Below are 25,343 nucleotides of genomic sequence, written 5' to 3'. Positions count from 1 at the left end.
GAGAAGAGCGTCCTCTTCTCCTTAATAATAAAAGCTTTTATTATTATTGAAATTCATCAATTGATGGTTATAAATACATTGTAAATGATTATTTAACTATTGAAGTAACAACTCCTGAACCTACTGTTCTTCCACCTTCTCTGATTGCGAATCTTAATCCCTCATCCATTGCTACTTGAGTGATTAGTTCAACATTCATGTCTATGTGATCTCCTGGCATTACCATTTCCATTCCGTCTGGTAATTTTATTGATCCTGTTACATCAGTTGTTCTGAAATAAAATTGTGGTCTATATCCATCGAAGAATGGAGTATGTCTTCCGCCTTCTTCTTTTTTAAGTACATATACTTGACCTACAAATTTATCATGTGGATGTATTGAACCTGGCTTAGAAAGTACTTGACCTCTTTGAATATCTGTTCTTTGTACTCCTCTTAGTAATGCTCCGATGTTGTCTCCGGCCATTGCTTGATCTAGAAGTTTTCTGAACATTTCAACTCCTGTACATACAACTTTTCTTTTATCTTCGCTAAGTCCTACGATTTCTACTTCTTCTCCAACTTTAAGTATCCCAGCTTCAACTCTTCCTGTAGCAACTGTTCCTCTACCTGTGATTGTGAATACATCTTCTACTGGCATTAAGAACGATTTATCTGTTGCTCTTGTTGGTGTTGGAATGTAGCTATCTACTGCTTCCATTAATTCAGCTATGCATTTTGATGCTTCTGCATCAGTTGGGTTTTCTAATGCTTTTAATGCTGATCCTGTTACTACTGGAATGTCGTCACCAGGGAAGTCATACTCGCTTAATAATTCTCTTACTTCCATTTCAACAAGTTCTAATAATTCTGGATCATCTACCATATCTGCTTTGTTTAAGAATACTACTATATATCCTACTCCAACTCTGCTTGCTAATAGTATATGCTCTCTTGTTTGAGGCATTGGGCCATCTGCTGCACTAACAACTAGAATTGCTCCATCCATTTGTGCTGCGCCTGTGATCATGTTCTTTACATAATCTGCATGTCCTGGGCAATCAACATGTGCATAATGTCTATTATCTGTTTCATACTCAACATGTGATGTATTTATTGTAATTCCTCTTTCTCTTTCCTCAGGTGCTTTGTCAATTTGGTCAAACCTAGATACTTCTGCTAACCCTTTAGTTGCGAGTACTGCTGTTATTGCAGCTGTTAATGTTGTCTTGCCGTGATCTACGTGCCCTATTGTTCCAATGTTTACGTGTGGTTTGCTTCTTTCAAACTTTGCCTTTGCCATTTTGTATTCCTCCTTATATTTGCATATTATCTTATATTTTGCTTGTTATTTACTTCCTATAACTTGTTCTTGAATACCCTTTGGAACTGGCTCATATGCAGCAAATTCCATACTGTATACTCCTCTACCCTGAGTTCTTGATCTAAGCGTCGTAGCATATCCAAACATTTCTGATAATGCAACCATTGCCCTAATTACTTGAGCGCCTGATTGAGCTTCCATTCCTTCTATTCTACCTCTTCTTGAATTAATGTCTCCCATAACGTCTCCCATGTACTCTTCTGGCACTGTTACTTCGACCTTCATTATTGGTTCAAGCAAAACTGGATCTGCTTTTGCCATACCGTTCTTGAATGCCATTGAACCAGCAACCTTAAATGCCATTTCGTTTGAGTCAACATCATGGTATGATCCATCAACTACTTTAACTTTAAAGTTAAGAACTGGGTATCCACCAAGAATACCATTCTTTGATGCTTCTTTAATTCCGTTCTCAATTGGAGATATAAATTCTCTTGGAATAGATCCACCAACCGTACAATTTTCAAATGAGTAAGGTTCAGTAGTTGGTATTAACTCTATCCAACAGTGACCGTATTGTCCACGTCCACCTGATTGTTTAATGTATTTACCCTCTGCTTTAACTGCTTTTCGTATTGTTTCTTTATAAGCTACTTGTGGTTTTCCTACATTACATTCAACTTTAAATTCTCTTTGAAGTCTATCAACAATAATTTCTAGATGAAGTTCACCCATACCACCGATTATTGTTTGACCTGTTTCTTGATCAGTATAAGTTTGAAAAGTAGGATCTTCTTCAGAAAGCTTCGCAAGAGACATACCCATTCTTTCCTGACCAGCTTTTGTTTTTGGTTCAATAGCTACATGAATAACTGGATCTGGGAAGACCATGGTTTCAAACAATATTGGGTGATCTTCATCACATAAAGTTTCTCCAGTAGTTGTGTTTTTAAGTCCAATTACTGCACCTAATTCTCCTGAACGTAATTCTTCAACTTCTTCTCTGTGATTAGCATGCATTTTAACTAGTCTACCAACTCTTTCTTTTTTACCTTTGTTAGCATTTAATACATATGTACCAGTTTTCATTACGCCTGAGTAAACTCTCGTAAACGCAAGTCTGCCAACAAAGGGATCTGTAGCTATTTTAAACGCTAATGCTGCCATTGGCTCATCATCACTTGGGTGCCTTTCCATTTCTTCACCAGTATCAACATCTTGTCCTTTGGTAGCTGGTATATCAAGTGGTGACGGCATGTATTCTATAACAGCATCTATCATCATTTGAACGCCTTTATTTTTATATGAAGAACCACAAATTACAGGTACTATTTCATTCTTAATTACACCTTTTCGTAATGCTGCTTTTAATTCTTCTTCACTTATTTCTTCACCATCAAGATATTTCATCATAAGCTCTTCATCTAGTTCAGCTATTGCTTCAACCATAGCCGATCTGTATTCTTCTGCTAACGCTTTCATATCTTCTGGAATTTCTATTTCTTCTATTTGTTTTCCTAAATCATCATTATAGACTTCTGCAACATTTCTAACTAAATCTATAATGCCTAGGAATCCTTCTTCTTTACCTATTGGAAGCTGTATTGGAACTGCATTAGCATGAAGTCTTTCTCTCATCATGTCTACAACGTGATAGAAGTCTGCACCCATTATATCCATTTTGTTAACATATGCCATTCTTGGTACCTTATATTTAGTTGCCTGTCTCCATACTGTTTCAGATTGTGGTTCTACTCCACCTTTTGCACAGAATACAGAAACTGCACCATCAAGTACTCTCAAAGATCTTTCAACTTCAACTGTGAAATCTACGTGCCCTGGTGTATCAATGATATTTATGTTATAACCCTTCCAGAAACAAGTTGTAGCCGCAGAGGTTATTGTTATACCTCTTTCCTGTTCTTGTACCATCCAGTCCATAGTAGCTCCGCCATCATGAACCTCACCAATCTTGTGTGTTTTTCCTGTATAGAATAATATACGCTCAGTTGTTGTTGTTTTACCAGCATCAATATGAGCCATAATACCTATATTACGGAATTTTTCTAAAGAATATTCTCTACCCACTATTTGCGCCTCCTGTCAACGAGTGATTTTAAATTTGACAAAACTGTCTTGGCAAAGCCAAAACAGTTTTAGTATTAATACCTGTAATGTGCAAAAGCCTTGTTAGCTTCAGCCATTTTATGAATATCTTCTCTCTTCTTTACTGCTGCTCCAGTATTGTTTGCAGCTTCGAGTAATTCGTTAGCAAGTTTTTCTCTTGCATACTTCTCTCCTCTATTATCTGCAGCAATAAGCAACCATCTTAGTCCTAATGTCTGTCTTCTCTCAGGTCTAACCTCGATAGGCACTTGATAATTAGCTCCACCTATTCTTCTAGCTTTTACTTCAAGTAATGGCATAACATTATTTAATGCTTCTTCAAAAACCTCTAAAGGTTCTTTACCTGTTTTTTCTTTGATTATGTCAAAAGCCTCATAGCATATTTTTTGTGCTACTCCTCTTTTACCATCCTCCATTACATTGTTTATTAACTTTGTAACGACTTTGCTGTTGTACATAGGATCTGGTAATACATCTCTTTTTGCAATATATCCTTTTCTCGGCACTTTACTTCCCTCCTTAACAATTTTAATTAACTCATAGGTACTCGATATCTCTACCGCAAAGTACTCTGTACTCCTGCAAATGTATGTAAATATAAATTTTCATATATATAAATGCTGAAGACATTGCACCTTAATTCAAAGCATTATTTTTTTTGCTTTGGTCTCTTAGTACCGTATTTAGATCTACTTTGTAGTCTGCCCGCAACTCCAGCAGAGTCTAATGTCCCTCTGATGACGTGGTATCTAACTCCTGGTAAATCCTTAACTTTTCCACCTCTTATAAGTACAACACTATGTTCTTGTAAATTGTGGCCTACACCTGGTATATAAGCAGTAACTTCGTATCCGTTTGTAAGTCTAACTCTTGCTACTTTTCTTAATGCTGAGTTTGGCTTTTTAGGAGTTGTTGTTTTAACTACTGTACAAACTCCTCTTTTTTGCGGACAGTTCTTTAATGCTGGTGCAGCTGATTTTGTTGCTAATGTCTTTCTGCCTTTTCTTACTAATTGATTGATAGTTGGCATGATTTCACCCCCTCATTTTTGTAAGCTGTTCTTCATTTATATCAATGCAGCGTAACATAACTAAACGTCAATGTTACCGCATGGATATATCTATATTATTTAGTTGCTAGCATTAATTTAATCTTCGAAACGCAATGCTGTTGCTGATGCAACATCTATATCACAAAGATTTCCTAATTCTTTCATTGTGTCTACAAATATTATTTGTAGGGAATTAACCTTGGCTAGTTTTAGAATAGGATCAGTAATACTACTATCAGCATCTTTGGCTATATACAAAACTTTACCCCGACTATTCTTTAACGCTTTTAGGGTTTGTTTAACTCCAACGACTTTCTGACCTACAATTTTACCTACCATTTCTAACCCCCTTCACAATTATAATCAAAAGATTTACCTAATTAAGATTCATCTACTTGATTTAAATCACACACAAGGTGTATTTTATCATTTTACTATCACCCTGTCAACTAGTTACAACCTATACTTCCAAATCATTTTCAATTTCTACCTTTTCATCATCTTCAGTATTGATTTTTATTGTTCTATATCTTGTCATTCCAGTACCCGCAGGTATCAGTTTACCAATTATTACATTTTCTTTTAATCCAAGCAATGGATCAATTTTACCCTTAATAGCCGCATCAGTAAGTACTCTTGTTGTCTCCTGGAATGATGCTGCTGACAAGAATGATTCCGTTGCAAGTGCCGCTTTAGTTATACCTAATAGAGAAATTTTCCCCTGAGCAGGTACGCCACCTTCAGCTTCAATTTTTGCATTAGCATCTTCAAAAGCAAATATATCTACTAAATTCCCTGGAAGTAGTTCAGTATCTCCAGATTCCTCAACCTTTACTTTTCTTGTCATCTGTCTCACAACAACCTCTAAATGTTTATCATTTATATCAACACCTTGAAGTCTATAAACTTTCTGTACCTCTGACGATAAATAATTTTTAACTCCGTTAACGCCTTTTATTCTTAAAATATCGTGCGGATTAACTGAACCTTCAATTATCTCATCTCCGGCCTCAATTCTATCACCATTTGCAACTTTTAATCTTGATCCAAAAGGTATATCATAACTTAGTTCTTCTCCTGCATCACCAATTACAATGACAACTCTCTTTTTCTTAGTATCTTCCATTTTAACACTACCGCATACATCACTTACTATTGCGAGTCCCTTTGGTTTCCTAGCTTCAAATAATTCCTCAACTCTTGGAAGACCTTGGGTTATATCTGATCCCGCTACTCCACCTGTATGGAATGTTCTCATTGTAAGTTGAGTTCCCGGTTCTCCTATAGATTGAGCTGCAATTATACCTACGGCTTCGCCAATGTTAATCTTTTGAGACGTTGCCATATTCATTCCATAACATTTAGAACAAACTCCAATTTTAGCCTTACATGTAAATACCGATCTAATCATAACTTTTTTTACACCAGACTTTTGAACTTCTTCTGCTAACTTAATATCCATATACTCATTCTTAGGAACTAATACTTTGCCTGTTTTTGGATGAATAATATCTTCAGCGGAATATCTTCCAGTCAATCTTTCAACTAACTGTTCAATTACTTCACTTCCATCACGAATTTCTGAAACTTCAAAACCTTCATCCGTTCCACAATCTTCGTGTCTTACGATAACATCCTGGCATACATCAACAAGCCTTCTTGTTAAATAACCTGAGTCAGCTGTTTTAAGTGCTGTATCTGCGTTACCTTTTCTAGCTCCATGTGTTGAAATAAAGTACTCTAATACACTTAGTCCATCTCTAAAGGATGCTCTAATAGGCAACTCAATTATCTTACCAGATGGATTAGCCATAAGGCCTCTCATACCTGCTAGTTGCTTGATCTGACTCTTAGACCCTCTGGCACCTGAATCTGCCATCATGAATATCGGATTGAATTTATCCAAACTATCCATTAGTGCATTTGCCACATCTTCTGTAGTTTTAGTCCATTTTTCTATTACTCTTTGGTATCTTTCTTCCTCGGATATAAATCCTCTTCGATACATCTTCTCAATTTTTTCAACAGTTTCATCCGCATCTTTTAACAATGCTTTTTTAGCCTCTGGAACCACCATGTCAGATGTAGCAACCGTAATTGCTCCAATTGTTGAGTAATGATATCCCTTAGCCTTTATTTTGTCTAGCATCTTAGAAGTTTCTGAAGGCCCATATTTTAAGTAGCATTTATCAATAATACTACCAAGATTCTTTTTACTTACCAAGAAGTCTATCTCAAATTTCAATTCATTTCCAGGAATGCTTCTATCAATAAACCCTAAATCTTGAGGTATAGTTTCATTGAAAATTAGTTTTCCAGGTGTAGTTTCTATAATTGAAGTTATACTTACACCATCAACGGTGCCAAATAACTTAACTTTAATTTTAGCATGAATATCAATATCCTTTACTTGATAAGCCATTATTACTTCATCTGGTGATGAGAATGATCTTCCCTCACCTTTAGCACCATCTTTATCAATAGTTAAATAGTAAGCGCCTAAAACCATATCTTGAGTAGGCACACAAACCGGTTTACCATCTGATGGTTTCATAATGTTATGTGCAGCAAGCATTAAGAACCTTGCTTCAGCTTGAGCTTCAACAGATAGAGGTACATGTACCGCCATTTGATCTCCATCAAAGTCAGCATTATAAGCCGTACATACAAGCGGATGTAGTTTAATAGCCCTACCTTCTACAAGTATAGGTTGGAAAGCTTGAATTCCTAGTCTATGAAGTGTAGGTGCACGATTTAATAGTACTGGGTGATCAGATATTACTTCTTCAAGTACATCCCATACTTGAGGCATAACTCTCTCTACCATTCTCTTAGCACTCTTAATATTATGTGCTACTCCACTTCCAACTAGCTTTTTCATAACAAAAGGCTTAAATAATTCTAAAGCCATCTCTTTTGGAAGACCGCATTGATACATTTGTAACTCTGGTCCAACAACTATAACTGAACGGCCTGAGTAATCAACACGTTTTCCAAGTAAATTTTGCCTGAATCTTCCTTGCTTTCCTTTTAACATGTCTGATAGAGATTTTAAAGGTCTGTTCCCTGGTCCCGTAACTGGCCTTCCTCTTCTTCCATTATCAATTAATGCATCTACAGCTTCTTGGAGCATTCTTTTTTCATTTCTAACAATTATATCTGGAGCACCTAAATCTAGAAGTTTTTTTAGCCTATTGTTACGGTTTATTACCCTTCTATACAAATCATTTAAATCAGATGTAGCAAATCTTCCTCCGTCTAATTGTACCATCGGTCTTAAATCAGGAGGTATAACTGGTATTACATCGATTATGATCCATTCAGGTTTGTTTTTAGATTTTCTAAATGATTCTGACACATCTAGTCTTCTTATACTTCTGATTCTTTTTTGTCCTGTACTCGTTTTTAGATCTTCTTTTAATTCCTTAGATAATTCTTCTAAGTTTATATCTTGTAAAAGTACTTTCACAGATTCTGCACCCATACCAGCTACAAAACTATCATTTCCAAATTTATCAATAGCTTCTCTATACTCTTTTTCACTAAGGATTTGTTTTTTAAGTAGTGATGTTTCTTTTGGATCTAATACTACATAAGAAGCAAAATAAAGAATTTTTTCTAGAGATCTAGGTGACATATCTAAAATAAGTCCCATACGAGATGGTATTCCTTTAAAATACCAAATGTGAGATACTGGGGCAGCGAGTTCGATATGCCCCATTCTTTCACGTCTTACTTTAGATTTTGTAACTTCAACACCACATCTATCACAAACTATTCCCTTATATCTTACTCTCTTGTATTTTCCACAGTGACATTCCCAATCTTTAATTGGTCCAAATATTCTTTCACAAAACAACCCATCTCTTTCAGGTTTTAAAGTTCTATAGTTTATAGTCTCTGGTTTTTTTACTTCACCTTTTGACCATTCTCTGATCTGTTCCGGTGATGCTAATCCTATTTGAATAGCATCAAAATTATTAAATTCAAACAAGGGTTCATCCTCCCTTCATATTAATGTTCATCATTAAAATCATTTAATTCTAAGTCTTCACCAAATTCTTCTGCCGGTATTTCATCATAATTTATATCAATGTCCAGTTCTTCATCTTCATCGATAAGCTCAATGTACTCTTCCGTTGGCGCTTCAGGAATTATATCTTCTGATCCTTCTATGTTAACATTTAAATTTAATTCTTCCATTTCATCATCAACTGATTCCTTCAGTTTAATTTCTTCTAATTCATCAGTAAGAACTTTAACATTTAAACACAACGCTTGTAATTCCTTTATAAGAACTTTAAAGGATTCAGGCACACCAGGTTCTGGTATATTCTCGCCTTTTACTATTGCTTCATATGTTTTAACTCTTCCTACAACGTCATCGGATTTAACTGTTAAAATCTCTTGTAATGTATGAGCTGAACCATAAGCTTCTAATGCCCAAACTTCCATTTCTCCAAACCTTTGGCCACCAAACTGTGCTTTACCACCTAATGGTTGCTGAGTTACGAGAGAATATGGACCTGTAGATCTAGCATGTATTTTGTCATCTACTAAATGATGTAACTTTAAGATATACATATATCCAACAGTAACTCTGTTGTCAAATGCTTCTCCTGTTCTTCCATCATATAAATCAGTTTTTCCATCTGTATTATATCCTGCTTTTTCCAAGCATGCTTCAATTTCTTCCTCAAGCGCACCATCAAATACTGGTGTTGCAATATGCCAACCTAATTCACTAGCTGCCCATCCTAAGTGGACCTCTAATACCTGGCCTATATTCATACGAGAAGGAACACCTAGTGGATTTAAGCATATTTGAAGTGGCCTTCCATCAGGTAAAAATGGCATATCTTCTACTGGTAATACTCTAGATATAACCCCTTTATTACCATGTCTTCCTGCCATCTTATCGCCTACAGATATCTTTCTCTTTTGAGCTATATAACATCTAACTAGTTCATTTACACCTGGTGGAAGTTCATCACCATTTTCTCTAGTGAACACTTTAACGTCAACTATTATTCCAGCTTCGCCATGTGGCACTCTAAGTGATGTATCTCTTACTTCTCTTGCCTTTTCTCCAAATATTGCCCTTAATAATCTTTCCTCTGCGGTAAGTTCTGTTTCTCCCTTTGGAGTTACTTTTCCAACTAGAATATCTCCAGATCTTATCTCAGCACCTATTCTTATTATTCCGCCCTCATCTATATCTTTAAGTGCATCTTCGCCAACATTAGGAATATCCCTAGTTATTTCTTCTGGTCCAAGCTTTGTATCTCTTGCATCTGATTCATATTCTTCAATGTGCACCGATGTAAATATATCATCACGAACAAGTTCTTCAGATATTAACATCGCATCCTCATAGTTATAACCTTCCCAAGTTACAAACCCAATACGGATGTTCTTACCTAATGCTATTTCTCCAAGGTCAGTTGAAGGTCCATCTGCTAAAACAGTATTTACTTCAACTTTTTCGCCTTTATTAACTATAGGTTTTTGATTTATACAAGTACCCTGATTAGATCTTTTAAACTTTAGAATTTTATAAACATCTAATCCACTATCTGAATCTCTTCTTACCTTAATTTCGTTAGCACTTACATACTCAACTGTGCCGGCGTTTTTAGCTTTCGGAAGTACACCAGAATCTACTGCAGCTCTATATTCTATTCCAGTAGCTACAATTGGCGATTGTGATTTAAGTAGTGGTACTGCTTGACGTTGCATGTTGGAACCCATTAGCGCACGACTAGCATCATCATTTTCAAGGAATGGAATCATTGCTGTAGCAACAGAAACTATCTGTCTTGGTGATATATCCATAAGATCTACTTCTTCTTTTGGAACAACCATTACTTCTTCTTTAGCTCTTACAGTTACTTTTTCATCTACAAAAGTACCCTCTTCACTAATTGGTTCACTTGCCTGTGCTACTAGATATGCATCTTCTTCATCCGCAGTCATATACACAATTTCGTTTGTAACTACCGATGTTTTCTTATCTACAATCCTATATGGTGTTTCAATGAACCCATATTCATTAACTTTAGCGTAACTCGCAAGTGAATTAATAAGTCCTATATTTGGTCCTTCTGGAGTTTCTATAGGGCACATTCTGCCATAATGCGAGTAATGAACATCTCTAACCTCAAACCCAGCTCTCTCCCTAGAGAGACCGCCTGGTCCTAGTGCAGATAATCTTCTTTTATTTGTAAGTTCTGATAATGGATTTGTTTGGTCCATAAACTGAGAAAGTTGTGAACTTCCAAAGAATTCTTTTATAGCTGCGGCTACAGGCCTTATGTTTATAAGCGCCTGAGGCGTTATTCCTTCTTGGTCTTGGATTGTCATTCTTTCTTTGACAACTCTTTCCATTCTAGATAAACCAATTCTAAATTGATTTTGTAAAAGTTCACCTACAGATCTAATTCTTCTGTTTCCTAAATGATCAATATCATCAATATAACCGATATCGTAAGTTAGTCCTAACTCGTAGCTCACTGTAGCATACATATCATCTTTAATTATATGTTTAGGTATTAATCTAGTTTTATTAGCTTTTATTTGTTCTTTAATTGATTCTTCATCACTAAAATTATCCAATATCTCTTTTAATGTTGGATAATGGACCATTTCCCTAATATTAAGATCAGAAATATCAAAGCTAACTACTTTATTAATGTTAACAAAGTGATTTCCTATAACTCTTAACACCTTATCCTCTACTTGAAGATCTACTACATTAATTCCTAAGTTTTGAATTTCTAGAGCAACTTCTCTATCTATCTTTTGACCTTTTTCAACTATAACTTCGCCAGTTGAAGGGTTAACAATATTCTCAGCAGCAATTTTGTTTGCAATTCTGTGATTAATTGATAACTTCTTATTAAATTTATATCTACCAACTCTTGATAAATCATATCTCTTAGCATCAAAGAATAGTGAATCAATAAGAGATACCGCACTATCCACTGTAGGTGGTTCGCCTGGCCTTAATCTCTTATATATTTCTATCAAAGCTTCTTCTCTTGTTTTAGTATTATCTTTTTCTATTGTAGCTTTTAGTCTTTCTTCTTCACCTAATAATTGATGTAAGTCTAAATCACTACCATTGTCCATCATAGCTCTGGCCAAAATACTTATAGGCAGTTTTCTTGTCTTGTCAATTCTAATATATACAATTTCATTAGAATCTGTTTCATACTCGAGCCACGCTCCTCTGTTTGGGATTACCGTTGCAGAGTAAAGTTTTTTTCCAGTTTTATCAACAGAATAATTGTAATAAACCCCTGGTGATCTAACCAATTGACTTACTATAACTCTTTCTGCTCCATTTATAACAAATGTTCCTTGTGGTGTCATCAGTGGGAAGTCTCCCATAAAGACTTCTTGTTCCTTAATTTCACCTGTTTCATTATTACGCAATCTAACCTTAACTTTTAACGGTGCTGCGTAAGTTGTATCTCTTTCCTTACATTGTTCTTCAGTATACTTAATGTTATCTGTATCAAGTTTGTATCCTACAAACTCTAGAACAAGATTCCCAGTATAGTCTTGAATAGGATTTATATCGTCAAAAACCTCTTGAAGTCCTTCTTTTAAAAACCAATTATAAGAGTCTAACTGTATCTCAATTAAATTTGGCATATCAGTTACTTCACCTATTTTTGAAAAACTCATTCTTGTTCTTTTACCTAATTGGACAGGATGTACCATCAGCTTTCACCCCTTGTATAAACTAAAATAACCAAAAACACACTTTCCCCTAGGACCTTATGCTTTTGGATTCACATATTTATTATGTTATTATAACCATTCTTGTTAATTAAATTCACATTAACCAATAATTTCTTTTTTCAACGCTAAACTACTAATTTTAATGCATTACGCTATATTATCATAAGTATAATTCTATGTCAACATAGCATTTTAAAAAAGGGCACTCTTATCTAAAAGTACCCTGTTTATGATAAAATTATTTTATTTCTGCTGCGCCGCCAACTTCTTCTATTTTAGCTTTTAATGCTTCTGCATCTTCTTTGCTTATAGCTTCTTTAATTGCCTTAGGTGCTCCATCAACTATATCTTTAGCTTCTTTTAATCCTAATCCAGTTATTTCTCTAACAACTTTAATAACTTTAATTTTGCTAGCGCCTGCACTAGTTAAAATTACGTCAAATTCAGTTTTTTCTTCAACAGCTGCTGTAGCAACTCCTGCAGCTGCAACTGGTGCAGAAGCACTCACTCCAAATTCTGTTTCACACTCTTTTACTAATTCATTTAATTCTAAAACACTCATATCTTTTATAGCTTGAATAATTTCTTCTCTTGTCATTATAAATGCACCTCCGAATTTTTTTCATATAAATATTGTTTTGTACTTACCTTTTTAAAAAAAGGTATGCTTTGAATCAATTAAAAATTGCTATGTACTTCAGCTTAATATTTGAAATATTATTGAGCTGATTCCTTTTGCTCTTTAATTGAATTCAATAGGTATGCAAGATTTGATAATGGAGCTTTGAAGCTTCCAAGTAATTTTGCAATAAGAACATTTCTTGGTGGTATTGATGCAAGAGCATTAACCTCGGCACCATCGAATATTTTTCCTTGAATTATGCCTGCTTTAAGCTCTAATTTTTTATGAGTTTTTGCAAATTCATTTAAAACTCTAGCCGCAACAGTTGCATCTTCATATCCAAATGCCATTGAAATAGATCCTTGTAGGTGAGTTTCTATACCTTCAATTCCTAATTCCTTAGCCGCTAGAATAACTAAAGTGTTTTTATAAACTTTATATTCTACCCCAACTTCTCTAAGGTTTTTTCTTAGTTGCGTATCTTCTTCTACATTTAGACCTTGATATTGACTAAATACTACACCTTGAGCTTTTGCTAATTTTTCTTTTATTTCTGCTACTTTTGCTTCTTTTAATTGTCTATTATTGCTTAACACTATATATCCACCTCCTAACAGTTTTTAACTGCTTTATAAAAAATTAAAATCTCTCCGCAGACACGAAGAGACCTAATATAAGTATACAAGTATACTTATAGGAATCCTCGGTAGGCATGTTGTCTTTTACGCTTTCGCACCTACTATCTACGGAATATCATTTATTTCACTCTGGAAATTGTATCATGTTTAACCCTATTTGTCAATACTAGTCTAATACTTTAGCTTGATTGACTTTTATTCCAGGTCCCATAGTGCTTGAAACTGATACTGATTTTAAGTATTGTCCTTTAGCTGCTGATGGTTTAGCTTTAACTACTGCTTCCATTAAAGCATGAAAGTTTGCAACTAACTTCTCAGCACCAAAAGTTTTTTTCCCAAGCGGTACATGAATTATAGAAGTTTTATCAACTCTATACTCAACTTTACCAGCTTTTATTTCATTTATCGCTCTAGCAACATCAAATGTAACTGTTCCTGACTTTGGATTCGGCATTAATCCCTTAGGTCCAAGTACTCTACCTAACTTACCAACAACACCCATCATATCGGGAGTAGCAACAACTATATCAAATTCAAACCAATTTTCTTTTTGTATTTTTTCAACTAATTCATCAGTCCCAACGAAGTCTGCTCCTGCAAGTTCCGCTTCTTTAGCCTTCTCACCTTTAGCAAAAACTAAAACTTTAACTGTTTTACCTGTTCCGTGAGGAAGTACTACTGCACCTCTAACTTGTTGGTCTGCATGTCTTGGATCAACACCAAGGCTTATAGCGAGTTCTATAGTTTCATCGAACTTAGCTTTAGATGTTTTCACCACAAGTTCCATAGCTTCTGCTGGTGTATATAGAGCATTTTTATCTATAAGCTTAGCGCTTTCTATGTAATTCTTTCCCATAATAGTATCCTCCTTCGTGGTAATAACGGTTTTTACCTCCCACGTAATTAATTTAAATTTATTCTTCTACAACTATTCCCATACTTCTTGCTGTTCCAGCTATCATACTCATTGCAGATTCAATTGATGCTGCATTTAAATCTGGCATCTTAAGTTCTGCTATTTCTCTTACTTTAGCTTTAGAAACTGTAGCAATTTTGGTTTTGTTTGGAACACCAGAACCACTTTCTAATCCAACTGCTTTCTTTAACAATATTGCCGCTGGTGGAGTTTTTAGTATGAAACTAAAAGATCTATCTTGATATACTGTTATCACTACTGGTATTATCATACCTGCTTGATCCGAAGTTTTCGCATTGAATTCTTTACAGAATCCCATGATATTAACTCCGTGTTGTCCAAGTGCTGGTCCAACTGGTGGTGCTGGGGTAGCTTTTCCTGCAGGAAGTTGAAGTTTTATCATTCCTGTTATTTTCTTAGCCATGAATTTATACCTCCTATATTGTGGTAAAGCGGATTAAAAATCCTCCCACTTACTAAAACTTTCGTTTTATTAAGTATCTAGTCTAGTTTTTGTATTTGATTGAATTCTAGTTCAACAGGAGTTTCCCTGCCAAACATATTTATAAGTGCTTTAATTTTTTGCTTTTCCAAATGAATTTCTTGTATTAAAGCAACAAATCCTTCTAATGGTCCAAATGTCACCTGAATATTCTCACCTATTTCGTAGTCAACAACTATAGTCTTTTCTGCTATACCCATAGTTCTAACTTCATCTTCAGTAAGAGCTACCGGTTTAGAACCCGGTCCTACAAACCCAGTTACACCCCTGGTATTTCTAACTATATACCAAGATTCATCTGTCATAAGCATTTTAACCATAACATAACCTGGAAACACCTTTTTTAAAGTTATTTTCTTTTTTCCATCCTTTACTTCAACTACTTCTTCCATAGGTACTTGAATATCGTGTACATATTCTTCAAGATTTCTATTTTCGATCGCCTTTTCTAGGTTGACTTTAACTTTATTTTCATAACCAGAATACGTATGTACAACATACCATTTAGCTTTATCTGCCATAGTTCAAGGGGTGGAGTATTCCGTCCCCCTACCTCCTTCCTTTACCTTATTTAAAGATTAGTTTATAGAGGTTCTTAAAACCATAATCCAACAAACCTATTAAAATCACAAAAATAAAACAAAAACTTGTCACTGCAAAAGTTGCCTTTTTAACATCTTGTTTTGAAGGCCAAGTTATTCTTTTCGCCTCTGCCTTAAGTTCATTGAAAAACTTCACTATACCTTTTTGGTTTGATCTTTCCTTTACTTTAACATTCCCAGTAACAGCCATTTTATTCACATCCCTACCGTTTTGTGTTTTATGCTGTATTATTTCGTTTCTTTATGAAGTGTATGTTTGTGGCAGAACTTACAGTATTTCTTCATTTCTATTCTGTCTGGGTTATTTTTTTTGTTTTTCATTGTATTGTAATTTCTCTGTTTGCAATCAGTACAAGCTAAAGTTACTTTTACTCTCACAATCTACACCTCCCGGTTTTCCATCTATTTAAGAAAGCTCATACTTATTAAGCGTTAAGCTATCTTTAGCATTTTTGTTATACTTAAATAAGTTATCACAATTTAATACATATGTCAATGAATTAGTTCAAGGTGTTTTTTTATTAAACAATTTTCTTACTTCTAATTCATAATGCATTTTTTGTTTGTATTATTTAACTATTGAAGTAACAACTCCTGAACCTACTGTTCTTCCACCTTCTCTGATTGCGAATCTTAATCCCTCATCCATTGCTACTTGAGTGATTAGTTCAACATTCATGTCTATGTGATCTCCTGGCATTACCATTTCCATTCCGTCTGGTAATTTTATTGATCCTGTTACATCAGTTGTTCTGAAATAAAATTGTGGTCTATATCCATCGAAGAATGGAGTATGTCTTCCGCCTTCTTCTTTTTTAAGTACATATACTTGACCTACAAATTTATCATGTGGATGTATTGAACCTGGCTTAGAAAGTACTTGACCTCTTTGAATATCTGTTCTTTGTACTCCTCTTAGTAATGCTCCGATGTTGTCTCCGGCCATTGCTTGATCTAGAAGTTTTCTGAACATTTCAACTCCTGTACATACAACTTTTCTTTTATCTTCGCTAAGTCCTACGATTTCTACTTCTTCTCCAACTTTAAGTATCCCAGCTTCAACTCTTCCTGTAGCAACTGTTCCTCTACCTGTGATTGTGAATACATCTTCTACTGGCATTAAGAACGATTTATCTGTTGCTCTTGTTGGTGTTGGAATGTAGCTATCTACTGCTTCCATTAATTCAGCTATGCATTTTGATGCTTCTGCATCAGTTGGGTTTTCTAATGCTTTTAATGCTGATCCTGTTACTACTGGAATGTCGTCACCAGGGAAGTCATACTCGCTTAATAATTCTCTTACTTCCATTTCAACAAGTTCTAATAATTCTGGATCATCTACCATATCTGCTTTGTTTAAGAATACTACTATATATCCTACTCCAACTCTGCTTGCTAATAGTATATGCTCTCTTGTTTGAGGCATTGGGCCATCTGCTGCACTAACAACTAGAATTGCTCCATCCATTTGTGCTGCGCCTGTGATCATGTTCTTTACATAATCTGCATGTCCTGGGCAATCAACATGTGCATAATGTCTATTATCTGTTTCATACTCAACATGTGATGTATTTATTGTAATTCCTCTTTCTCTTTCCTCAGGTGCTTTGTCAATTTGGTCAAACCTAGATACTTCTGCTAACCCTTTAGTTGCGAGTACTGCTGTTATTGCAGCTGTTAATGTTGTCTTGCCGTGATCTACGTGCCCTATTGTTCCAATGTTTACGTGTGGTTTGCTTCTTTCAAACTTTGCCTTTGCCATTTTGTATTCCTCCTCAATATAAATAATTACACTTTTGTGCAAGTAAACTCATCCTAGTGTATTGTACGGATTTAATAGTTATGGAGCCCATAACCGGAATTGAACCGGTGACCTCCACCTTACCAAGGTGACGCTCTGCCGACTGAGCTATATGGGCATTAAATTTTGGAGCGGGAAACGGGTATCGAACCCGCGACACCCAGCTTGGGAAGCTGGTGCTCTACCACTGAGCTACTCCCGCCGACGTACAACTTAAAGCTATACACCAATTATAGATTATACTCCTGTTTATTTTTTTGTCAATGTATTTTCACCTTTTACTTAGACATTTTTCTAATTTTCTTTTTACTCTTTGTAGCGCATTATCAATAGACTTTGCATGCCTATCTAAATCACAAGCAATCTCTTGATAAGATTTACCATCTAAGTATGACATCAATACTTCCATCTCTAGTTCTGAAAGAACCTCGCCAATTTCATTTTGAATACTTATTACTTCTTCACGGCTTATAACTAGCTCTTCGGGATCAGTAATTTTAGCACCTGATAACACATCCAATAATGTTCTGTCCGATTCCTCGTCATATATTGGCTTATTTAAAGATATATATGTATTAAGGGGAATGTGTTTTTGGCGAGTAGCTGTTTTTATTGCTGTAATTATCTGTCTTGTAACACAAATTTCTGCGAAAGCCCTAAAAGAAGATAATCTATCTGCCTTAAAATCTCTAATGGCCTTATAGAGACCTATCATTCCTTCTTGGTAAATATCTTCTTTATCGGCCCCAATCAAAAAATACGACTTAGCCTTGGCTTTAATAAAATTCCTGTATTTATTAATTAAATATTCTTGTGCTCTAACATTCCCATTTTGTGCTTCAATGACTACTTCTTCATCCAATCTTTCTTCAAAGCATGAAGTATCCATACTAGCTCTAATGATTTTTTCCAACAAATATCCCCTCCACACCAAACATGTGTCATATAGATGATTATACCTTAGCGCAATTTCTATAGTCAATAAAATTCAATGGCTCCTGCGTATTTTTTCAAGTTTTTTTAATGTTTTTTCATCTATCCTCTCTTCTAACCAATTTCTTTTTCCTAAATGCTTTTTTTCGATATTTATTTGAATCTCTTTTTGTGTACTAATTACTTCGTGATAAAATTCAATGGAAGACATTCGAGTAGCCCCTCTTTGAAAGGCAACTTGTTGCTCTAACGAGTCTGATGTGACAACACAGACTTCGACTTTCCGTCCTATATTGTTAACCATTCTTTCAATATAATCATCCGCCGTTTCGCCCTCTTTTGTAAAAATCACAACTAAATTCCCTTGTCTTTCTTTTTTTTGTAGGCTACCTTTAACCATCTGTGCATCAAAAACTATAAATATTTTATATCCTTTAAATCCCGAGTAGTTTTGAAGAGTGTCAATAAGCTGCATGCGTGAGGATTCGTAACTAAAATCTTTAATCTTTTTAAGATTTGACCAGCTATTTATAACATTATACCCATCAACAAAAACTGTTTTCACTTTTTACCTCTATTTAATCTTTTGCTTCATAATTTCATACATTATTATACCACCTGCAACCGATGCATTTAAAGATGTTATTTTTCCTACCATGGGTATTTTTACTATCACATCACATTTTTCTTTTGTAAGTTTAGAAATACCTCTACCTTCACTTCCAATAACAAGAGCTACCGCACCAGTTAAATCAGTATTAAAAACATAATTTTCGGCATCCATATCCGCACCATAAACCCACACTCCGAGTCCTTTTATTTCTTCAATAGTTGCATTTATATTAGTTACTTTTACTATTTTCATATGTTCAATTGCACCAGCTGATGTTTTATACACTGTTGGAGTAACTCCCACATTTTTTCTCTTAGGTATGATTATTCCGTGGGCCCCACATACCTCTGCAGTTCTTATGATAGACCCAAAGTTATGTGGATCTTCAATTTCATCTAGTATAATTATAAAAGGCTTTTCTCCTCTTTCTCGAGCATATTCAAATATGTCATTCAATTGAAAATATTTGTAAGGTGTTACTATAGCAATAACTCCTTGATGTGATGAAGTTTGTGATATTTCATCTAGTTTTCTTCTATCCACTTCTTTCGTAACAATTCCTTTTTCTTTGGCTAGTGCGAGTACCACGCTTATAGATCCTACCATATCACCTTTGGCAATAAGGATGTACTCTATGGTTCTATCTGATTTTAGCGCTTCTATAACTGCATTTCTTCCTTCAACTAAATCCTCTCTCATGGTTTTATTCTCAACTTCATTATTAATATTACTATTCTTAGGGCTTATTTCAGTTCTTTCCCTAGTATTTTTTTTGTTTTCTGGTGCATTCTCTTCACTTTGTTTGTTTCTTTTATTACCTACTTTGCCTTTATCTTCTCTACTTTCTTTTGTACCTTGTTCGTCACCTCTAAAACTTCTGGAAGACGTTCCACCTTTATCATATTTACTACTTGAAAACCCTCTACTTTCTTTTGCACCTTTTTCGCTCGTCCTAACTCTTTTAGACCCTGTTCCAGTTTTCTCTTCCCTACTACTTCCAAATTCACTATTTCCTTGATATTTTTTATTATCGCTCATTTCAAACACCTCTCTCTTTATCTATTTAACTTCATATTCTTTTCTTATTTCCATCATTTTTCCACAACTCATACCGCCTTCAGGGCATGGTCCACTAGCACAACTCGGCCCTGCATATTTAAAAAGTACAGGTGCTACAATTCTCACTTGCATCAGCATTTTTTTTGCCATTTCACGTATTTCCCATTGAGCTCTAGTGCAACATCTCTGATTAAAGAAATGAATTAATTCTCTAGCATTCATAGTAACTATCATTTTAGTTTCACAAGCATTTGGAAATACATATCTCGCATCTTCGATAGCCTTTTTCTCAGCTTTGCCCTTAAGAATTGTATATTGTTTTTTCTCAATTTCTTGAGTATTTATTAATTTTTCATCCTTTAAGTTTTCTTTTAAAAGATTAGTCAATTCATTTCTACACAATATCTCTACTAACTGATTATATTCCTCTTGAATGCGCTGCATAGATTCTATGAATATTATTTTTGCTTCTTCATCTTTTTCAATATTGGGAGGAATTATATATTCAAATTGTTTAAGCTTTACATATCTCTGACTCTGTTGAGAATATGATGCCACCCTGTGTCTCACTAATTGATGAGTCAAACTTCTAGATATACCCTCAATTGCAAAAGTAAAGCTCACATGTTCTATTGGCGAATGATGGCCATAAGTCATTAACATATCTAACAACTTTTGTGTTTTTTGTTCATTCAAATCTTCTAGTATTTCATCAACCCCAACTTGACTATAACAAAGTTTAGCTGCCGCCGCTATAATTTTTTCTGGATTAGGCGTATGTTCTATTAATTTAACCTTAAGCACAATTACTCAGCCCCCAAATCGTGGTTTATAATTTTCTCGAAAATATAGTTTAGTCTTTCATTCTTTTCACTTAAATATAGAAACCCCACTAAAGCTTCAAACCCCGTAGCCCATTTATATTCATTTAAATCTCCATTTTTAGGTGTTGTGCCACTTTTAGAGTTTCTAGCTCTTTTAAATATACTGAGCTCTTCTTCATTTAAATTTTCTATAAAGAATTTCATATACTCACTTTGCGCATGTGCTTTTACATGTTCAACTGTTTTAATATGAATTTTATGAACATTCATATCTCTATTTTTTTCCACAAGATAGGTTCTAATAAATACCTCATAAACTGCATCTCCAACTAATGCAAGCACTAGTGGATTTATCTGTTTAACTTGCTCTACTGTAAATTTACCCTTTAGCATATTAAATTCCATGCTTATTCTCCTTTTTATTTATTAGACGTCTCTATGATAAAAGGTAGTGGCCATTGTATGATGACTTATAACACAGCTACTACTTTTTATCGTTATAGGTATTTCTATATCAATGTACTTACTAAGGTCCTGACCATCTTTACCGCTTTTATCTTTGAATTTTTTATTTACATGATACACATTTAAAATAAAAAACATCAAAAAAATAATAAAGCTCACCCTGTTTTAGGGCGAGCTTTATCACGGTACCACCTAAATTTGTACTCATTTTTTAACGGTTATGCTACCGGTAGTTTTGCTACAGCTCCGAAACGGGTTAAAAACTTTGAAAGTTTCTCAACCTACTATTTAATTTAGATTTAATATTTTTTATAGTTATTAATCAATATACACATTAACTGTACTACTGTCAATAGTAAAACCATCATCGAAGTTGTCATTAATTGCTAATAACATATTCGTTTATAAATGCTCTAGACCCATCATGAATAAGTACACTAGCACAGTTTTTACTCATAGAAAAATTACTCACACAATATGACTAACTTTTTACTAAAGATTCCTTGTTTTTAGCAAAAATCATTCTACCTGCTGCCGTCTGAAGTACTGATGTTACAATAACAACTATATTTTCACCAATATATCGTCTTCCACCTTCAACAACAATCATTGTGCCATCATCTAAATAAGCTACCCCTTGGCCCGATTCTTTTCCATCTTTCATCACTTGAATTTTCATTTCTTCCCCTGGCAGAACTACTGGTTTTACTGCATTTGCAAGTTCATTAATATTTAAGACTGGAACTCCTTGGAATTCAGCTACCTTATTAAGATTAAAATCGTTAGTAATTACTTTACCATTCAAAACTTGAGCTAACTTAAGGAGTTTGCTATCTACTTCTGCAATATTGGGAAAGTCTTTCTCCCAAATTTCAACTTCTATATTTAATTCCTTTTGAATTTTGTTTAGTATATCTAATCCTCTTCTGCCTCTATTCCTTTTAAGCCCATCTGATGAATCAGCTATATGCCTAAGCTCTTCCAATACAAAAGTTGGTATTACTAGTGGCCCTTCAACAAAACCCGTTTGACAAATATCAAATATTCTACCATCAATTATTACTGATGTATCTAGCACCTTAGGATTTTCATTAGTAAATCCTTTGATTTTCTTATCTTTGAATCCATCTTTCCTTTTAATGCTTGTAAAGAAGGATAATATTTCATCTCTTTTCCTAGCGCAAATATCTGCTCCTAAAGCTGCCATTATAACAGTAAAAATAACAGCAATAATATTCCATATAAGAGATTGGTATTTAAATAATCCTGCAAACAAAGATGCTATTATAAGACCTATTATTGCCCCTGCCGTACCAAAAATAATTTGAGAAGTTGGCATTTTTTGTGTGCTTTTCTCCACATGATCCATAAACTTCATTATAAAAGATACGATTATAGGAGATATTAGAAATAAAATAACTCCAAAAATTAAAGTAGAAAAAATAATGAATATTATTCCTTGAATTGCACCATTTTTAAAATAATTAAGCTCACCTAAATAGCTTGTGCTTAGAAGCATATCTCCTATTAAGTACCCTAAAATTAGTCCTATGATTGTAAAAAGTCCTCTCAAAATTTTTTTTAACAAAAAATTTCACCTCCTTCTAAATTATTAACACTTATTTGGATTTATATCCTGTTATTATCTAATATATACTATAAAGTTGTGCATTTCAATAAAATGCACCCTAGAATTAACAATTTGTTAAACCAAATCCCTTATTTTGTTTAACGCTTGTTCCATACTAAGTTCAAACACTAACATTATTTCACTGGCTACCATCCCTTCAACTCTTTCTAGAATCTTTAACTCACCCGGTGGAAGCATATCTTTCTTCTTTAAATAATATAAATCCCTAAGTACCTCGCACATTTTTAGAGCATTACCACTTTGGATTTTTTTCTTGTTAAATCTATATCTATTATTCCAATTACTTTCTATACAATTGGACCTATTTGATATTGTATTTAAAACTGTTTCTAATTCTACTTTATTTGAAATGTTTCTTATTTTATGTTTCTCTATTTTATCTATCGGAATCATAAAATTCATATTATCTAATAAAAGATATATATTTATATATTTACATTTTATATTATACAATTCTTCACTGTTTATATTCTGTACATACCCAGCACCATAATATGCTACAAATATTTTTTGGCCAATATTTAACATAACACGCCCCCTATTAATAAAACTCCTGTTGCTTTATTATATATTCATAAGGTTAAATGCGTACTTAATTTATTGACAAAAACGTAATGTAAATCCTATAATAAAGATAGTATAGCTACTTAAATGATTAAAAGGAGTTGAACTTAATGAAAGATTGTATTTTTGATAATTTTCAAAACTCTGTGGATGAGTCCCTATTACGACATAAAAGTATTTTGGATATAATCACCAAACTTCAAGAGTCTCAGGCTAGAGTTAACAGAGCTGTTGCAAAGTCTGTTACCAATTGTGGTTGTATTGGCGTGGAAGCAAAGAAGCAATATACTCCTGCTGATATAGATGATTTAGATTTGGATACTCTTAGTGCTTCACTTGATACCCACATGCTAGGTAATCTTTGTGAAAACTGTAGAGAAGTCTTAGAAAAAGAATTAGGAAACAACCTTTTTTATATTGCTTCTTTATGTAATCTTGTAGACTTAAACTTATATGATATTCTTTTAAAAGAGTATGACAAAATTAGTACCTTAGGTAAGTATACTATGCGTTAGCAAATATAGCATAAAATAAGTTAAAACTTATTTTATGCTATATTTGCTTGTCTAATATAAATTGCTCTTTCAACCTTCTTAACCCATTTTTAATAGCTTTAGCCCTTGCTTCCCCAATACCTTCTACGCTATCAAGTTGTTGATAAGAAGCTTCCATTGTAGTTTTTAATTCTCTAAAGTGTTTAACTAAATTTTCTATAACATTTACAGGTATTCTAGGTATCTTACCAAGCATTCTATATCCTCTTGGAGAAATTAGAGTATCTACTAACGGAACACCTATATATCCAATGATTCTAGAAATAAAATCTAAATCCATGAGTTCTTCAGAACTCATATTTTCTATTTGTCTATATATTTGCGTATAATCCATACCACTTTGACAATAATCCCTAATTAAGAGTATTCCATCCTCCTCAACACTTCTAATTAACTCATTTAGTTGCATTGAAATTAGTCTACCCTCATTCCCTAGTTCGCATATATGCCTTTCAATTTCACCAACTATTCTCATAACCATTTCTGTTCTTTGTATTGCTGATATTACATCAAACAAGGTTGCTAAATCTTGAAATTCTAAAAGATTTAGATTGCTTACTACTCGCTCAAGAACTGAAACATACTTTTCTAATGTCTGAATAGCTTGATTTGCCTTTGCTAAAATAATACTACTATCTCTTAAAACATATTTTATATCATCTTTGTATACAGTTATGATGGTTCTCCTTTGTGATATAGCAACAACAGCATACCCAGTCTGCTTAGCTATTCTTTGAGCTGTCCTATGCCTTGTCCCTGTTTCAAAAGTGGGTATTGTAGGGCTTGGCATGAGCTGAGTATTAGCATATAATATTTTTTTCAAATCACTGCTTATTACTATGGCTCCATCCATCTTCGCTAGTTCATATACATAAGCAGGGCTATAGTCCGCATTTATTCGGAATCCGCCGTCTACGATGTCCAATATTTCCTTTCCGTCTCCTAAAACAATAAGCCCTCCGGTTTTAGCTCTTAAGATATTCTCAAGGCCTTCCCTAAGCGTCGTTCCAGGGGCCATTCTTTTTAATATATTCATAAGTTCCTTGCTTTTTTCTTCTCTCATCTTTTTCTCCCTACTTAATAAATAGTGCCATTAAAAAATCTTACTTATAATATCTTTTAATGAAGCCGTCCCTAAAATATTAATATCCTTAGCATTAATTTTCTTTTCGCTCTTATACAATAATTGTTTTATCGATCTTTATTTCTTTACTTTTCACGCTAGAGAATCCCGAGTCCTAACTCTCCAGAAGTCCCATTCTAAATTTAGTCACCCTACTACATTAACATAAATATCACAACTATAAAAAGTAACCCTTTAATTTTTTTCTAAAAGTAGTCTCTTCAATAAAACACTAGAATCATTTGA

General features: G+C 34.1%; 24 protein-coding genes, 2 tRNA genes and 1 other annotated feature. Of the genes, 1 reads left to right on the top strand and 25 read right to left on the bottom strand.

All coding sequences use genetic code 11. The annotated features are described in order from the left end of the window. Positions 1-88: 88 nt before the first annotated feature. The 24 genes from tuf (ACWJJT_RS12595) to ACWJJT_RS12480 form a co-directional block, all read right to left on the bottom strand. Complete coding sequence (gene tuf / locus ACWJJT_RS12595; protein ID WP_462954924.1) at positions 89-1,282, bottom strand: elongation factor Tu; 1,194 nt, start codon at positions 1,280-1,282, stop codon at positions 89-91. 45 nt (positions 1,283-1,327) lie between these two features. Beyond that, on the bottom strand, positions 1,328-3,391 hold the full coding sequence (gene fusA / locus ACWJJT_RS12590; protein WP_462954931.1) for an elongation factor G: 2,064 nt from the start codon (positions 3,389-3,391) through the stop codon (positions 1,328-1,330). A 74-nt stretch (positions 3,392-3,465) separates the two neighbouring features. Next, complete coding sequence (rpsG, locus tag ACWJJT_RS12585; protein ID WP_165414408.1) at positions 3,466-3,936, bottom strand: 30S ribosomal protein S7; 471 nt, start codon at positions 3,934-3,936, stop codon at positions 3,466-3,468. Between the two features lie 143 nt (positions 3,937-4,079). Beyond that, on the bottom strand, positions 4,080-4,460 hold the full coding sequence (gene rpsL, locus ACWJJT_RS12580) for a 30S ribosomal protein S12 (RefSeq protein ID WP_165414407.1): 381 nt from the start codon (positions 4,458-4,460) through the stop codon (positions 4,080-4,082). A 117-nt stretch (positions 4,461-4,577) separates the two neighbouring features. Beyond that, positions 4,578-4,820, bottom strand: a complete 243-nt coding sequence (locus ACWJJT_RS12575) for a ribosomal L7Ae/L30e/S12e/Gadd45 family protein (RefSeq protein ID WP_165414406.1) — start codon at positions 4,818-4,820, stop codon at positions 4,578-4,580. A gap of 121 nt (positions 4,821-4,941) precedes the next feature. After that, a complete protein-coding gene (gene rpoC, locus ACWJJT_RS12570; protein ID WP_462954930.1) occupies positions 4,942-8,475 on the bottom strand; it encodes a DNA-directed RNA polymerase subunit beta' in 3,534 nt (1,177 codons plus the stop codon). Positions 8,476-8,495: 20 nt separating this feature from the next. Beyond that, positions 8,496-12,209: a DNA-directed RNA polymerase subunit beta gene (gene rpoB, locus ACWJJT_RS12565; protein ID WP_462954929.1), complete on the bottom strand. Its 3,714-nt coding sequence runs from the start codon at positions 12,207-12,209 to the stop codon at positions 8,496-8,498. A 259-nt stretch (positions 12,210-12,468) separates the two neighbouring features. Beyond that, positions 12,469-12,828, bottom strand: a complete 360-nt coding sequence (gene rplL, locus ACWJJT_RS12560; protein WP_462954928.1) for a 50S ribosomal protein L7/L12 — start codon at positions 12,826-12,828, stop codon at positions 12,469-12,471. Between the two features lie 119 nt (positions 12,829-12,947). Next, on the bottom strand, positions 12,948-13,448 hold the full coding sequence (gene rplJ, locus ACWJJT_RS12555) for a 50S ribosomal protein L10 (RefSeq protein ID WP_462954927.1): 501 nt from the start codon (positions 13,446-13,448) through the stop codon (positions 12,948-12,950). Between the two features lie 34 nt (positions 13,449-13,482). After that, positions 13,483-13,619, bottom strand: a sequence feature (ribosomal protein L10 leader region). 37 nt (positions 13,620-13,656) lie between these two features. Then, complete coding sequence (gene rplA, locus ACWJJT_RS12550) at positions 13,657-14,346, bottom strand: 50S ribosomal protein L1 (RefSeq protein WP_462954926.1); 690 nt, start codon at positions 14,344-14,346, stop codon at positions 13,657-13,659. A gap of 58 nt (positions 14,347-14,404) precedes the next feature. Continuing rightward, positions 14,405-14,830, bottom strand: a complete 426-nt coding sequence (gene rplK / locus ACWJJT_RS12545) for a 50S ribosomal protein L11 (protein ID WP_071614644.1) — start codon at positions 14,828-14,830, stop codon at positions 14,405-14,407. Positions 14,831-14,907: 77 nt separating this feature from the next. Further along, the gene (gene nusG / locus ACWJJT_RS12540; protein ID WP_216302360.1) at positions 14,908-15,429 is read right to left on the bottom strand and encodes a transcription termination/antitermination protein NusG; all 522 of its coding nucleotides are present in this window, start codon (positions 15,427-15,429) and stop codon (positions 14,908-14,910) included. A gap of 46 nt (positions 15,430-15,475) precedes the next feature. Next, entirely contained in the window at positions 15,476-15,700 is a 225-nt protein-coding gene (gene secE, locus ACWJJT_RS12535; protein ID WP_462954925.1) for a preprotein translocase subunit SecE, read from the bottom strand. A gap of 38 nt (positions 15,701-15,738) precedes the next feature. After that, on the bottom strand, positions 15,739-15,888 hold the full coding sequence (gene rpmG, locus ACWJJT_RS12530; RefSeq protein ID WP_125002828.1) for a 50S ribosomal protein L33: 150 nt from the start codon (positions 15,886-15,888) through the stop codon (positions 15,739-15,741). Positions 15,889-16,078: 190 nt separating this feature from the next. Continuing rightward, positions 16,079-17,272: an elongation factor Tu gene (gene tuf, locus ACWJJT_RS12525; RefSeq protein ID WP_462954924.1), complete on the bottom strand. Its 1,194-nt coding sequence runs from the start codon at positions 17,270-17,272 to the stop codon at positions 16,079-16,081. An 81-nt stretch (positions 17,273-17,353) separates the two neighbouring features. Further along, positions 17,354-17,429: transfer RNA gene (locus ACWJJT_RS12520), tRNA-Thr, on the bottom strand. Between the two features lie 9 nt (positions 17,430-17,438). Further along, positions 17,439-17,513 (bottom strand) — tRNA-Gly (locus ACWJJT_RS12515). 69 nt (positions 17,514-17,582) lie between these two features. Beyond that, positions 17,583-18,200 carry an RNA polymerase sporulation sigma factor SigH gene (gene sigH / locus ACWJJT_RS12510; RefSeq protein ID WP_165414377.1) on the bottom strand — a complete coding sequence of 206 codons (618 nt, stop codon included), beginning with the start codon at positions 18,198-18,200 and terminating at the stop codon, positions 17,583-17,585. A 99-nt stretch (positions 18,201-18,299) separates the two neighbouring features. Continuing rightward, positions 18,300-18,809: an NYN domain-containing protein gene (locus ACWJJT_RS12505; protein ID WP_462954923.1), complete on the bottom strand. Its 510-nt coding sequence runs from the start codon at positions 18,807-18,809 to the stop codon at positions 18,300-18,302. 9 nt (positions 18,810-18,818) lie between these two features. Then, positions 18,819-19,556, bottom strand: coding sequence for a 23S rRNA (guanosine(2251)-2'-O)-methyltransferase RlmB (gene rlmB, locus ACWJJT_RS12500; RefSeq protein WP_462956771.1), 738 nt, complete (start codon positions 19,554-19,556; stop codon positions 18,819-18,821). Positions 19,557-19,916: 360 nt separating this feature from the next. Then, complete coding sequence (gene thyX, locus ACWJJT_RS12495; RefSeq protein WP_462954922.1) at positions 19,917-20,720, bottom strand: FAD-dependent thymidylate synthase; 804 nt, start codon at positions 20,718-20,720, stop codon at positions 19,917-19,919. A 2-nt stretch (positions 20,721-20,722) separates the two neighbouring features. Continuing rightward, positions 20,723-21,145: a Mini-ribonuclease 3 gene (locus ACWJJT_RS12490; RefSeq protein WP_462954921.1), complete on the bottom strand. Its 423-nt coding sequence runs from the start codon at positions 21,143-21,145 to the stop codon at positions 20,723-20,725. Positions 21,146-21,686: 541 nt separating this feature from the next. Beyond that, a complete protein-coding gene (locus ACWJJT_RS12485) occupies positions 21,687-22,793 on the bottom strand; it encodes a PIN domain-containing protein (protein ID WP_462954920.1) in 1,107 nt (368 codons plus the stop codon). A gap of 117 nt (positions 22,794-22,910) precedes the next feature. Beyond that, positions 22,911-23,384: a CarD family transcriptional regulator gene (locus ACWJJT_RS12480; protein ID WP_462954919.1), complete on the bottom strand. Its 474-nt coding sequence runs from the start codon at positions 23,382-23,384 to the stop codon at positions 22,911-22,913. 146 nt (positions 23,385-23,530) lie between these two features. Between ACWJJT_RS12480 and ACWJJT_RS12475 the strand changes: the two genes are divergently transcribed. Beyond that, positions 23,531-23,935 carry a nucleoside triphosphate pyrophosphohydrolase family protein gene (locus ACWJJT_RS12475; RefSeq protein WP_462954918.1) on the top strand — a complete coding sequence of 135 codons (405 nt, stop codon included), beginning with the start codon at positions 23,531-23,533 and terminating at the stop codon, positions 23,933-23,935. Between the two features lie 37 nt (positions 23,936-23,972). Here ACWJJT_RS12475 and disA read toward each other — a convergent pair whose 3' ends face one another. Continuing rightward, positions 23,973-25,037, bottom strand: a complete 1,065-nt coding sequence (gene disA / locus ACWJJT_RS12470) for a DNA integrity scanning diadenylate cyclase DisA (RefSeq protein ID WP_462954917.1) — start codon at positions 25,035-25,037, stop codon at positions 23,973-23,975. Positions 25,038-25,343 lie beyond the last annotated feature (306 nt).

This window comes from Clostridium sp. CM041 (assembly GCF_055081035.1).
Note: the sequence above shows the minus strand (reverse complement) of the source record. Positions and strands in the feature narration are given on the sequence as shown.